This is a genomic window from Pseudomonas sp. DVZ6 (genome assembly GCF_024259445.1).
GTDB lineage: Bacteria > Pseudomonadota > Gammaproteobacteria > Pseudomonadales > Pseudomonadaceae > Aquipseudomonas > Aquipseudomonas peradeniyensis.
The window spans coordinates 134,140-147,409 of record NZ_JANCLM010000001.1 but is presented as its reverse complement, the minus strand read 5'-3'; the positions used below and the strand labels follow the sequence as shown (position 1 = coordinate 147,409).

The following is a 13,270-nucleotide window of genomic DNA, read 5'->3' as shown; positions in this document are numbered from 1 at the left end:
GACTATAGCCAGATAGCATCCCAATGAGGATAATCCCCAAGCCGCCTGACCAAACCTGCCCTCAAGGGATTAGCCACCACATACCTGGCAAATTCGCGAAGATCTTCCTCCCGCCTCAGCGCCCTGTCGTGATAGCCCGGCTGCCATAATGGTCCTTTCAGTTTTCCAAGCTTGAACAGCGAACATCGGCTGCGCGACTTGAATCGCCGCATAATCGTAGCGAGCGTGTCATCTCCCAACTTGATCAGCCAGTGAAAGTGATCAGGCATGACCACCCATGCGAGGCTGCACAAAGACCCCTCCTGCTCAGCCTGATTGAAATGGAAAGGCAAGCAACGAGCAGCCTGGAAATCTTCAAAAAATGGAAAGCGGTCCCTGGTCGTGCTGGTCAGCAAGTAGACCCGGCTAGGCTCGGAACACCTGCCGTGGCGCAGGCGGTGGGAAGCGGGACGATCCATGTCGATCTCCTTGAAGTAAAATTCTCAAGGTAGATGGCCAATGCAATCGACAGCGAAGGGAAGCGGTACCGGATGTTTCATGGTTCGTGTACGAGCATCGCGGGGCAAGCCCGCTCCCACGCCAGACCTCATACTTGCAGGCATCAAAGACCGGCGTGGGAGCGGGCTTGCCCCGCGATAGCGCTTACTCGTAACGCAACGCCATCGCCGGCTCGATCTGCGAGGCGCGGTACGCAGGGTAGATGGTCGCCAGGAAGCTCATCACCAGCCCGGCCACGCAGATGATCGCCACGTCGCCCCACTGCAGTTCCGACGGCAGGCTGCTGATGAAGTAGATGTCGGAGGTGAAGATGTGCTGCCCGCTGACCCGCTCGACCCAGCCGACCACCGCACTGACATTCAGCGCCAGGATCACCCCGAGCACGCCGCCGATCAGCGTGCCGACGATGCCGATCAGACTGCCCTGGACCATGAACGTGCCCATGATCTGCGCCGGCGTCGCGCCGATGGTGCGCAGGATGGCGATATCCGCGCCCTTGTCGTTCACCACCATCACCAGGGTGGCGATGATGTTGAAGGCGGCCACGGCGATGATCATCATCAGCAGCAGGCCGATCATGGTCTTTTCCATCTTCATCGCGCTGAACAGGCTGCCCTGGGTGTGCGACCAGTCATCGGCGCGGTAGCCGTCGCCCAGCCCCGCAGCGATGGCCTTGGACACCTGCGGCGCGGCGTACAGGTCGTGCAGTTTCAGGCGCACGCCCTGCACCTGGCCCGGCGCCCAGCGCTGCATCTCGCCGGCGTCGGCGACATGGATATAGGCCTGGGAGCCATCCAGCTCGGCGCCGACCTTGAAGATGCCGACCACGGTCAGGCGCTGCATGCGCGGGGTGATGCCGCCTGGCTCCTTGCTGATTTCCGGAACGATCAGGGTCAGCTTGTCGCCGGTGTTCAGGCGAAAACGCCGGGCGGTCAATTCACCGATCACCACGCCGTACTCACCGGGCACCAGCGCCTGCAGGCTGCCCTGGACAATATGCTGGGTGACAATGGAGACCTTGCCCTCCTCGGCCGGGTCGATGCCGGCAACCTGGATCGGCTGCATCGCCCCCTTGTACGAGAGCATGCCCTCCATCTCGGTGATCGGCGCCGCGGCCATCACCGCCGGGTTGCCTTCGGCGGCGCTGGCGACCTTGCGCCAGTCATCCAGCGGTTGCGCGCCAAGGATCGCGGCATGGGGCACCAGGCCCAACACGCGCGAACTCATCTCGCGCTGGAAACCGTTCATCACCGACAGCACCGTGATCATCGCCAGCACGCCAAGCGACAGCCCGATCATCGAGGTCATGGAAATGAACGAGATGAAGTGGTTGCGACGCTTGGCACGGGTGTAGCGAGCACCGATGAACAAGGACAAGGGTCTGAACATGAACAGGGATACCCAATCTAAGTGTGAACCGGGACGCCTCGGGGCGCCCCGCGCAGGCGATTCAGATCGCCACCAGGCGCCCGTCTTCCAGGCTCAGCACGCGGTCCATCTGGCGCGCCAGGTTGAGGTCGTGGGTCACCACCAGGAAGGCGGTCTGCGAATGCGTGGACAGCTCTCGCATCAGTTCCTGGATACCCATGGCCGTGTGGTGGTCGAGGTTGCCGGTGGGCTCGTCGAGCATCACCAGGCCCGGGCGGTTGACCAGGGCGCGGGCGATCGCCACGCGCTGGCGCTCGCCACCGGACAATTCGGCCGGCTTGTGATTCAACCGGTGCCCCAGGCCGACGCGCTTGAGCAGCGCCTCGGCACGCTCGCGGGCCTCGGCGATCGGTGTCTTGCCGATCAGCAGCGGCATGCAGGCGTTTTCCAGGGCGGTGAACTCCGCCAGCAGGTGGTGGAACTGGTAGACGAAGCCCAGGGCGCGGTTGCGCAGCAGGCCACGGGCCCGCTCACCCAGCGCCGACAGCTCCTCGCCGGCCAACCAGACGCTGCCCTGGGTCGGCGTGTCGAGGCCGCCGAGCAGGTTGAGCAAGGTACTCTTGCCCGAGCCCGAGCTGCCGACGATGGCCACCCGCTCGCCCGGGTGCAGCTCGAGGTTCAACCCCGACAGGACCTGAACCGACTCCGGGCCTTCCTCGTAGCTCTTGCCCAGGTTGCGGCAGCTCAACACGGCTTTATCACTCATGCGCGACTCACTCATAACGTAGCGCCTCTGCCGGCTGGGTGCGCGAGGCGCGCCAGGCCGGATACAGGGTGGCGAAGAAACTCAGGACCAGCGCCGCGCCACAGACCATATACACGTCCTGGGCCTGGATCTGCGATGGCAGGTAATCGATGAAGTACACGTCGGCATTGAGGAACTTGTGCCCGATCAGGGTCTCGATGCCGGCGATGGCCGCGCTCACGTTGAGCGCGCCGAGGATGCCCAGCACCGCGCCGATCAGCGTGCCGACCACGCCGATCACCGTGCCCTGGACCATGAAGATGGCCATGATCTGCCCGGGCGTGGCGCCCAGGGTGCGCAGGATGGCGATGTCGCCGCGCTTGTCGTTGACCACCATCACCAAGGTGGAAATGATGTTGAACGCCGCCACCGCGACGATCAGCAGCAACAGCAGGCCGATCATGGATTTCTCCATGCGGATCGCCTGGTACAGGTTGCCGTGGGTGCGGGTCCAGTCACGCGGGTAGAACTCCTGCTCGCCCAGCTGCTGGGCGATGGCCCAGGCGGCTCGCGGGGCCTGGAACAGGTCGTCGAACTTCAGGCGCACGCCCTGGACCTGGTCGGCCTTCCAGCGGTGCAGGCGCGACAGGTCGGCGATGTTGGTCAGGCCCAGGTAGCCGTCGATCTCGCCGGCGCCGACATGGAAGGTGCCGACCACGGTGAAGCGCTTCATGCGCGGGAACATCCCCGCCGGGGTGACGCTGACCTCGGGGGCGACGAAGGTCAGCTTGTCGCCGATGCCCACGCCCAGCTTCTGCGCGGCCTTGTCGCCGATCATGATGCCCCACTCGCCCGGCGCCAGCTTGTCGAGGCTGCCGTCGAGGACGAACTTGTCGATGATCGACACCTCGCGCTCGCGGGCCGGGTCGATGCCGTTGAGCAGCACCTTCTGCACCTTGCCTTCATGGGTCAGCAGGCCCTGCATCTGGGTGAACGGCGCGACCGCCAGCACCTGCGGATTCTGCTTTACTTTAGAAGCGAGGGCCTGCCAGTCGTCAATCGGCTGGCCGGTCTCCAGCGTGGCGTGGGGGATCATCCCCAGCACACGGGTACGCATCTCGTGGTCGAACCCGTTCATCACCGAGAGCACCACGATCATCACCACCACGCCCAGGGCGAGGCCGATCATCGAGGTGAGCGAAATGAACGAGACGAAGTGATTGCGGCGCTTGGCACGGGTGTAGCGCGTACCAATGAATACGAATAGAGGTCTGAACATGTCGGGGCTTGTTCGGATGAAAGGGAACGTCCTTGTGGCGAGGCGCCTGCGGCGGCTTTACACTCGGACCACCGCCGTAACCTTGGGTTCGCCATGACGACATTAGACGAAGAAGATCGCCGCGAATACTACCGCATCGAAGATCGGATCGCACTTCAAATCAACCCCCTCAGCGCGGCCGAAGCCCTTGAGACAGAACTGTTGCAGGATGATTCAGAGCTGTTCAACCTGCTCAGCGAGCTGCACCTTTCGGACTTCGAATCGCAGCACCTGCTGCGCCAGTTGAGCGAGAAGGACCGTACCCTGGCCGCCTTCCTGCGCGCCCAGAACAAACGCCTCGACCTGCTCAGCGCGGTGGTCGCCCAGAGCCTGATCGGCGAGATCGGCGAGCCGCAACCGGTGATCATCTCCGAAGGCGGCATCGAGTTCGCCCAGGCGCAGAAGATCGCCCCGGGCACCCGGGTCAAGGTAAAGATGGTGCTGATGCCCCGCGCCCATGGCCTGCTGCTGCGCGGCCGGGTCACCCACTGCGACCCGCGCCCGGATGGCGACTACGAGGTAGGCACCGAGTTCATCGACATGACCGACGCCCAGCGCCAGCTGCTGGCCCGCTACATCCTGCAGCGCCAGCAACAGCAACGCCGCCAGGCGCTGGAACAGAACGACCCCGCTTCCTGAAGCCCTTTTCTCTGATTTGAAGGAACGAACGTGACCTTAATCTATGGCCACCGCGGCGCCAAGGGCGAAGCGCCCGAGAATACCCTGCAGAGCTTTCGCCAGTGCCTGTCCCATGGCGTGGACCGCTGCGAACTCGACCTGCACCTGTCGGCCGACAACGAGCTGATGGTGATCCACGACCCGACCCTCAAGCGCACCACCGGTCGACGCGGCAAGGTGGTCGAACACACGGCGGCAGACCTGGTGACCTACGACGCGCGCAAGGGCGGCCCGGGCCATGTGCAGCCCTGCCCTATCCCGCGCCTTGAAGAGCTGTTCGAAAAATGCGCCTTCGAGCACTGGCAGCTGGAGGTCAAGAGCGCCTCGCGCACCCGCGCCGCCAGCACCGTGCTGGCAATCCGCGAACTGGCCCAGCAGCATGGCCTGCTGGACAAGGTGACCATCACCTCGAGCTCACGAGAAGTGCTGGGCGCCGCCCTGGAACTGGTGCCCGACATCAAGCGCGGACTGGTTGCCGAGTACGCCTGGCTCGACCCGCTGAAGGTCGCGCAGAACTACGACTGCGAGATGCTGGCGCTGAACTGGACGCTGTGCACCCCAGAGCGCCTGATCAAGGCGCAGCGCCAGGGTCTGCACGTGTCGGTATGGACGGTCAACGAACCGGCGCTGATGCGCCGGCTCGCCGACTTTGGCGTGGACAGCCTGATTACAGACTTTCCCGGTTTGGCCAGGACCACCCTCGGGTAGGGCTGAAATCGGTCTCCCCGACCGGCTCAGGCCACCGGTCGGAGCCGCTCAAAAAAGCCGGTTCAGACCATCATAGGCAGCTACCCGATAGGCCTCGGCCATGGTCGGGTAGTTGAAGGTGGTGTTGACGAAGTACTTCAGGTTGTTCTGCTCGCCCGGCTGGTTCATCACCGCCTGGCCGATGTGGACGATCTCCGAGGCCTGGTAGCCGAAGCAGTGCACGCCGAGGACTTCCAGGGTCTCGCGGTGGAACAGGATCTTCAGCATGCCTTGCGGCTCGCCGGCGATCTGTGCGCGGGCCATGCTCTTGAAGAAGGCCTTGCCCACTTCGTAGGGCACCTTGGCCTGGGTCAGTTCCTGCTCGTTCTTGCCGATCGAGCTGATCTCCGGAATGGTGTAGATGCCGGTCGGCACGTCGTTGACGAAGCGCCAGCTGCCGTTGTCGACGATGCTGCCGGCGGCCGAGCGGCCCTGGTCGTGGGCGGCGCTGGCCAGGCTCGGCCAGCCGATCACGTCACCGGCGCCGTAGATGTTCGGCACGCTGGTGCGGTAGGTCTCGTCGACCTCGATCTGGCCACGGCTGTTGACCTTGATGCCGATGTTCTCCAGGCCCAGCTTGTCGGTGTTGCCGGTACGGCCGTTGCACCACAGCAATGCGTCGGCCTTGATCTTCTTGCCCGACTTCAGGTGCAGGATCACCCCGTTGTCCAGGCCTTCGACGCGGTCGTATTCCTCGTTGTGGCGCACGGTGATGTTGTTGTTGCTGAAGTGGTAGCTCAGCGCCTGGGAGATTTCCGAGTCAAGGAAGCTCAGCAGCTGGCCACGGTTGTCGACCAGTTCGACCAGCACACCCAGGCCGCTGAAGATCGAGGCGTATTCGCAACCGATCACCCCGGCGCCGTAGACGATCAGCTTGCGCGGGGTGTGGCTCAGGCTGAGGATGGTGTCGCTGTCGTAGACGCGCGGGTGGTGGAAGTCGATGTCGGCCGGACGGTACGGACGCGAGCCGGTGGCGATGATGATGTGCTTGGCGTTGAGCTTCTCGACCACGCCGTTGGGGCAGACCACTTCGACGGTCTGCTCGTCGGCGAAGCTGCCGGTGCCGACGAACACATCGACGCGGTTGCGCGCGTAGTAGCCGGTGCGCGAGGCGACCTGCTTGCTGATGACCTTCTCGGCGCTCTTGAGCACGTCGGGGAAGGAGAACCAGCGCGGCTCGCCGATGGCACGGAACATCGGGTTGGTGTTGAACTGCATGATCTGCCGCACGGAGTGACGCAGCGCCTTGGACGGGATGGTGCCCAGGTGGGTGCAGTTGCCGCCGACCTGGCGACGGCTGTCGACCATGGCCACCTTGCGCCCTGCTTTGGCGGCGTTCATTGCCGCGCCTTCTCCGGCCGGGCCGGAACCCAGCACCACTACGTCGTAGTTGTAGACAGCCATGCGTACTCCTTCAGAACTGGCCCGCCGGCCGGATGGCCGCGGGGCGCGATCATGTCGCCGGGGCGCCATGAGAAAATTCGGGTGCAGTCTAATCAAGCGTGAACGCCGCGCACATTAACCCTTGGTCGCGTCGTAGGCCATTATTGCCTGCACTACATGTCGTTTCACCGTTTCCCTGGCATTGATCATCCGTGGCTTGCCTTTCACTCGCCTTTCACCACCCGCTCGAAGGCCGGCGTGGAACGGGAGACGAAACCACCCTCGACTCTGGTCACCAGCACCGCGGCGATGCCGTGGGCGATAGCGAAATCCCAGCCTTGCTGCGGCCCGAGGATCAGCAACAGAGTCGAGTAGCCGTCGGCCTGCAGCGCCGAGGCGTCGAGCACCGTCACCGCCGCCAGGTCGTGCTCGACCGGGCGCCCGAGACGGGCATCGAAGGTGTGCGAATAGCGCCGGCCATTGTCCTCGAAATAATGCCGATAGTCACCCGAGGTCGACACGGCCATGTCCTCCACGCCGATGACCTGGCGGGCGATCTGGCGGTCCTCGCGCGGCAGCTCCAGGGCCACCCGCCAGGCACTGCCATCGGGCTTGCGGCCCACGGCCTTGAGCTCGCCAGTGGCTTCGGCGAGAAACGCCTCGATGCCCATGGCGCGCAGGCGCTTAGCGATCAGGTCGACGGCGTGGCCGGCGGCGATACTGTTGAAATCCAGCTCGATGGGAGCGTCCTTGCACAGGGCGTCACCCTCGATGCGCAGGTGCCGGTAGCCCACGCGCTCACGCGCTCGGGCCAGCGTCTGCGGGTCGGGCACCTGCATCTCGCGGGCCTGGGGGCCGAAGCCCCAGAGGTCGAGCAGCGGCTCGACGGTGAGATCGAAGGCGCCTTGGCTCTGCTCGGCCAAGTGCTGGCCGAAGCTGGCCAGCTCGAACAGGTCGGCGTCGATGGGCAGGCACTGGTTGGCCGCAAGCTGGTTGAAACGGCTGACGGTGGAGTCGCCGCGGTAGGTGGAGTAGCGGGCGTCGATGGCCTGGAGGATGGCCTCGACCTCGGCCTGGACCTGCTCGGGCGCCGGGTCGCCGGGTTGGCGCACGTACTGGATGCTGTAGCTGCTGCCCATGGTCGGGCCGCCGAAGCGCTCGAGGGTGGGGCCTTGATTGCAGGCTGACAGCAACAACAGGCAGAACAGAAGAACTGTGCGCAATATGGATCTCTCGGTTGAGCGGTCTCTTTGCAGGAGCGGCCTTGTGCCGCGAAAGGGCCGCAAGGCGGCCCCAGGTTTTCAGCGTCACTGCCACAATTGCCGGGGCTGCTACGCAGCCCTTTCGCGGCACAAGGCCGCTCCTACAAAGAGACCGCGCTGATGCGGGGAGCAAAAAAAACGGGAACCCGAAGGTTCCCGTTTTCTCAACGCATTACAAGCGGATCAGCGTGGAAACGCTGGCGGGTTCACACCGGCCATGTCTTCCATCACGCGTACCACCTGGCAGCTGTAACCGAACTCGTTGTCGTACCACACGTACAGGACAACGCGGTTGTCGTTGCAGATGGTCGCCTCGGCGTCGACCACACCGGCGTGGCGCGAACCAACGAAGTCGGTCGATACCACTTCCTGGGAGCTGACGTAGTCGATCTGCTTGTGCAGCTCCGAGTGCATGGCGGTCTGGCGCAGGTACTCGTTCAGCTCTTCGCGGTTGGTGGCCTTCTCGAGGTTCAGGTTGAGAATGGCCATCGACACGTTCGGCGTCGGCACACGAATGGCGTTGCCGGTCAGCTTGCCCTTGAGCACTGGCAGTGCCTTGGCGGCGGCGGTGGCGGCACCGGTCTCGGTGATGACCATGTTCAGCGGCGCGGCGCGGCCACGACGGCTGCCCTTGTGGAAGTTGTCGATCAGGTTCTGGTCGTTGGTGAACGAGTGAACGGTTTCGACGTGGCCGTTGACGATGCCGTACTGGTCGTTGATGGCCTTGAGCACCGGCACGATGGCGTTGGTGGTGCAGGACGCCGCCGAGATGATCTTGTCGTCGGCGCTGATGTCGCCGTGGTTGATGCCGTGCACGATGTTCTTCAGCGCGCCCTTGCCAGGTGCGGTGAGGATCACGCGGGCGGCGCCCGGGCAGGCCAGGTGCTGGCCGAGGCCGTCGGCGTCACGCCATACGCCGGTGTTGTCGACGATCAGCGCATCGTGGATGCCGTACTGGGTGTAGTCGACTTCGCTCGGGCTCTTGGCGTAGATCACCTGGATCAGGTTGCCATTGGCGGTGATGGTGTTGTTGGCTTCATCGATGACGATGGTGCCGTCGAACGGACCGTGCACCGAGTCGCGGCGCAGCAGGCTGGCGCGCTTGACCAGGTCGTTCTCGGCGCCCTTGCGCACGACGATGGCGCGCAGGCGCAGGCCGTCGCCGCCACCGGTCTTCTCGATGAGGATGCGCGCCAGCAGGCGGCCGATACGGCCGAAACCGTACAGGACGACGTCGGTGCCCTTGCGTGCGGAAGCGTTCTGCTGACCCACGACGTCGGCCAGTTCGTCACGGACGAACTGCTCGGCGCTGCGGCCGTTGCCTTCGACCTTGAACTTGTTGGCCAGCTTGCCCAGGTCCACCGAGGCGGCGCCCAGCTTCAGCTCGCTCATGGCCTTGAGCAGGGGGAACGTCTCGTGGACGGACAGCTCGGTCTCGTCGGTCTGACGGTGACGAGCAAAGCGGTGGGCTTTGAGGATCGAGATAACCGAACGGTTGATCAGGCTGCGGCCATAGATCGAGCTCACCACGTTGTTGTTGCGGTAGAGCTGACCGATAAGCGGGATCATCGCTTCAGCCAGGGCTTCACGATCGATCCACTCACCAAGACACTGGTCGGGCTTCTGAGTCACGGTAACCTTCCACATGTAGGGGAACAAAAAAGGGGCTACATTATGACGCCCCTCGGCGTATCGGGCAATGAGCGCCTGTCGCCGACGCCAGACCCCGTCGTCATGCCCTCGCGAGCCTGACAGCGAGCCCCGTCACCGGTACAATCGACCTCTTTGCCGCAACGCTTGGAGTCCGATCTCCCGTGTCAGTTCTGCGCCTACCGCAAATGTCGGCCACGGCCGGCAAACAAACCTGGGGCAACCTGCCCGGCGCCGCCTTGAGCCTGGCCATCGCCGAGGCGGCCAGTACCGCCGGTCGCTTCACCTTGCTGCTGACCGCCGACAGCCAGGCGGCCGACCGCCTCGAGCAGGAGCTGCGCTTCTTCGCGCCGGCGCTGCCGGTGCTGCCGTTCCCCGATTGGGAAACCCTGCCCTACGACCTGTTCTCGCCGCACCAGGACATCATCTCCCAGCGCATCGCCAGCCTCTACCGGCTGCCGGAGCTGGACCACGGCATCCTCGTCGTGCCGATCACCACCGCCCTGCACCGCCTGGCCCCCACGCGCTTCCTGCTGGGCAGCAGCCTGGTGCTGGACGTCGGCCAGAAGATCGACGTCGAGCAGATGCGCACGCGCCTGGAAGCCAGCGGCTACCGCTGCGTCGACACGGTCTACGAGCATGGCGAGTTCGCCGTGCGCGGCGCGCTGATCGACCTGTTCCCCATGGGCAGCAAGCAGCCGTACCGCATCGACCTGTTCGACGACGAGATCGAGACCCTGCGCACCTTCGACCCGGAGTCGCAGCGCTCGATCGACAAGGTCGACTCGATCCGCCTGTTGCCGGCGCGTGAGTTCCCCATGCAGAAGGACGAGGTTACGCGCTTCAAGGCGCGCTTCCGCGAACGCTTCGACGTGGACTTCCGCCGCAGCGCGATCTTCCAGGACCTCACCAGCGGCATCATTCCCGCCGGTATCGAGTACTACCTGCCGCTGTTCTTCGAAGAGACCGCCACCCTGTTCGACTACCTGCCGGCCGACACCCAGGTGTTCTCCCTGCCGGGCGTGGAGCAGGCCGCCGAGCACTTCTGGAACGACGTGCGCGGGCGCTATGAAGAACGCCGCGGCGACCTCAGCCGGCCACTGCTGCCGCCGGCGGAGCTGTTCATGCCGGTGGAGGACTGCTTCGCCCGCCTCAAGCAATGGCCACGGGTGGTGATCGGTGCCGACGACGTCGAGCCCGGCGTTGGCCGCGAGCGCTTCCCGGCCCGCGCCCTGCCCAACCTGGCGATCGAGGCCAAGGCCAACCAGCCGCTGGCGGAGCTGTCGAACTTCCTCGACCAGTTCCCCGGCCGCGTGCTGTTCACGGCGGAATCGGCGGGCCGGCGCGAAGTGCTGCTGGAGCTGCTCGAACGCCTGAAGCTGCGCCCCCACACCGTCGACGGCTGGGCCGACTTCGTCAGCGGCGGCGAACGCCTGGCGATCACCATCGCGCCGCTGGACGACGGCCTGCTGCTGGACGACCCCAGCCTGGCCCTGGTCGCCGAAAGCCCGCTGTTCGGCCAGCGCGTGATGCAGCGCCGGCGCCGCGAGAAACGCGGCGAGGCGGCAAACGACGCGGTGATCAAGAACCTCACCGAGCTGCGCGAAGGCGCCCCGGTGGTGCACATCGACCACGGCGTGGGCCGCTACCTGGGCCTGGCAACCCTGGAGATCGACGGCCAGGCCGCCGAGTTCCTCACCCTCGAATACGCCGAGGGCGCCAAGCTCTACGTGCCGGTGGCCAACCTGCACCTGATCGCCCGCTACACCGGCAGCGACGACGCCCTGGCGCCACTGCACCGGCTGGGCTCCGAAGCCTGGCAGAAAGCCAAGCGCAAGGCTGCCGAACAGGTGCGCGATGTTGCCGCCGAGCTGCTCGACATCTATGCCCGCCGCGCCGCGCGCAAAGGCTACGCCTTCGCCGACCCGGCCGCCGACTACGCCACCTTCAGCGCCGGTTTCCCGTTCGAGGAAACCCCCGACCAGCAGGCCGCCATCGAGGCGGTACGCGCCGACATGCTCGCCGGCCAGCCGATGGACCGCCTGGTGTGTGGCGACGTCGGCTTCGGCAAGACCGAGGTGGCCATGCGCGCCGCCTTCATCGCCGTGCACGGCGGACGCCAGGTCGCATTGCTGGTACCCACCACCCTGCTCGCCCAGCAGCACTACAACAGCTTCCGCGACCGCTTCGCCGACTGGCCGGTGAAGGTCGAGGTGATGAGCCGCTTCAAGTCGGCCAAGGAAGTCGCCAGCGCCGCGGCGGACCTGGCCGAGGGCAAGATCGACATTCTCATCGGCACCCACAAGCTGCTGCAGGACGATGTGCGCTTCAAGGACCTGGGCCTGGCCATCATCGACGAGGAGCACCGCTTCGGCGTGCGCCAGAAAGAGCAGCTCAAGGCCCTGCGCAGCGAGGTGGACATCCTCACCCTGACCGCAACGCCGATTCCGCGCACGCTGAACATGGCGGTGTCGGGCATGCGCGACCTGTCGATCATCGCCACCCCGCCGGCCAGGCGCCTGTCGGTGCGCACCTTCGTCATGGAGCAGAACAAGAGCACGATCAAGGAAGCGCTGCTGCGCGAACTGCTGCGCGGCGGCCAGGTGTACTACCTGCACAACGACGTCAAGACCATCGAGAAGTGCGCTGCGGAACTGGCCGAACTGGTGCCCGAGGCGCGCATCGGCATCGGCCACGGGCAGATGCGCGAGCGCGAACTCGAGCAGGTGATGAGCGACTTCTACCACAAGCGCTTCAACGTGCTGATCGCCTCGACCATCATCGAGACCGGCATCGACGTGCCCAGCGCCAACACCATCGTCATCGAGCGCGCAGACAAGTTCGGCCTGGCCCAGCTGCACCAGCTGCGCGGCCGGGTCGGCCGTAGCCACCACCAGGCCTACGCCTACCTGCTGACGCCACCGCGCCAGCAGATCAGCGCCGATGCCGAAAAGCGCCTGGAGGCCATCGCCAACACCCAGGACCTGGGCGCCGGCTTTGTCCTGGCCACCAACGACCTGGAGATCCGTGGTGCCGGCGAGCTGCTCGGCGAAGGCCAGAGCGGGCAGATCCAGGCGGTCGGCTTCACCCTGTACATGGAAATGCTCGAGCGCGCGGTCAAGGCCATCCGCAAGGGCGCCCAGCCGAACCTCGAGCAGCCGCTCGGCGGCGGCCCGGAGATCAACCTGCGCCTGCCGGCGCTGATCCCCGAGGACTACCTGCCCGACGTGCATGCGCGCCTGATCCTCTACAAGCGCATCGCCTCGGCGGCCGACGAAGAGGGCCTCAAGGACCTGCAGGTGGAAATGATCGACCGCTTCGGCCTGCTGCCAGAGCCGACCAAGAACCTGATGCGCCTGACCCTGCTCAAGCTGCAGGCGGAAAAGCTCGGCATCAAGAAAGTCGACGCCGGCCCCAACGGCGGCAAGCTCGAGTTCGAGGCCGAGACACCGGTCGACCCGCTGACCCTGATCAAGCTGATCCAGGGCCAGCCCAAACGCTACAAGTTCGAAGGCGCGACCCAGTTCCGCTTCCTGGTGCCGATGGAACGCCCCGAAGAACGTTTCAACACCCTGGAAGCGCTGTTCGAGCGCCTCACTCCACAAAATCCATAAGGAAGCT

The 13,270-nt window shown here is 65.1% G+C and carries 10 protein-coding genes; 3 read left to right on the top strand and 7 right to left on the bottom strand.

The window, feature by feature from the left end:
- Positions 1-2: 2 nt before the first annotated feature.
- The 4 genes from NMG10_RS00595 to NMG10_RS00580 form a co-directional block, all read right to left on the bottom strand.
- Positions 3-458, bottom strand: coding sequence for a transposase (locus NMG10_RS00595; protein ID WP_050704852.1), 456 nt, complete (start codon positions 456-458; stop codon positions 3-5).
- Between the two features lie 184 nt (positions 459-642).
- A complete protein-coding gene (locus tag NMG10_RS00590; protein WP_110738516.1) occupies positions 643-1,887 on the bottom strand; it encodes a lipoprotein-releasing ABC transporter permease subunit in 1,245 nt (414 codons plus the stop codon).
- Positions 1,888-1,948: 61 nt separating this feature from the next.
- The gene (gene lolD, locus NMG10_RS00585; protein WP_177330835.1) at positions 1,949-2,632 is read right to left on the bottom strand and encodes a lipoprotein-releasing ABC transporter ATP-binding protein LolD; all 684 of its coding nucleotides are present in this window, start codon (positions 2,630-2,632) and stop codon (positions 1,949-1,951) included.
- A 7-nt stretch (positions 2,633-2,639) separates the two neighbouring features.
- A complete protein-coding gene (locus tag NMG10_RS00580) occupies positions 2,640-3,890 on the bottom strand; it encodes a lipoprotein-releasing ABC transporter permease subunit (RefSeq protein WP_186733461.1) in 1,251 nt (416 codons plus the stop codon).
- Positions 3,891-3,983: 93 nt separating this feature from the next.
- Between NMG10_RS00580 and NMG10_RS00575 the strand changes: the two genes are divergently transcribed.
- Positions 3,984-4,568 (top strand): PilZ domain-containing protein, encoded by a 585-nt coding sequence (locus tag NMG10_RS00575; protein WP_232856050.1) that lies wholly within the window; start codon positions 3,984-3,986, stop codon positions 4,566-4,568.
- Between the two features lie 30 nt (positions 4,569-4,598).
- Positions 4,599-5,315, top strand: coding sequence for a glycerophosphodiester phosphodiesterase family protein (locus tag NMG10_RS00570; protein ID WP_203647451.1), 717 nt, complete (start codon positions 4,599-4,601; stop codon positions 5,313-5,315).
- A gap of 48 nt (positions 5,316-5,363) precedes the next feature.
- Here the strand turns inward: NMG10_RS00570 and sthA are convergent, their stop codons facing one another.
- The 3 genes from sthA to NMG10_RS00555 form a co-directional block, all read right to left on the bottom strand.
- Positions 5,364-6,758: a Si-specific NAD(P)(+) transhydrogenase gene (sthA, locus tag NMG10_RS00565; protein WP_023631920.1), complete on the bottom strand. Its 1,395-nt coding sequence runs from the start codon at positions 6,756-6,758 to the stop codon at positions 5,364-5,366.
- 203 nt (positions 6,759-6,961) lie between these two features.
- Complete coding sequence (locus NMG10_RS00560) at positions 6,962-7,960, bottom strand: FAD:protein FMN transferase (RefSeq protein WP_232856049.1); 999 nt, start codon at positions 7,958-7,960, stop codon at positions 6,962-6,964.
- 222 nt (positions 7,961-8,182) lie between these two features.
- Positions 8,183-9,646, bottom strand: a complete 1,464-nt coding sequence (locus NMG10_RS00555) for a glyceraldehyde-3-phosphate dehydrogenase (RefSeq protein ID WP_110738521.1) — start codon at positions 9,644-9,646, stop codon at positions 8,183-8,185.
- A 167-nt stretch (positions 9,647-9,813) separates the two neighbouring features.
- Between NMG10_RS00555 and mfd the strand changes: the two genes are divergently transcribed.
- Positions 9,814-13,263 (top strand): transcription-repair coupling factor, encoded by a 3,450-nt coding sequence (gene mfd, locus NMG10_RS00550; protein WP_232856048.1) that lies wholly within the window; start codon positions 9,814-9,816, stop codon positions 13,261-13,263.
- Positions 13,264-13,270: the final 7 nt, after the last annotated feature.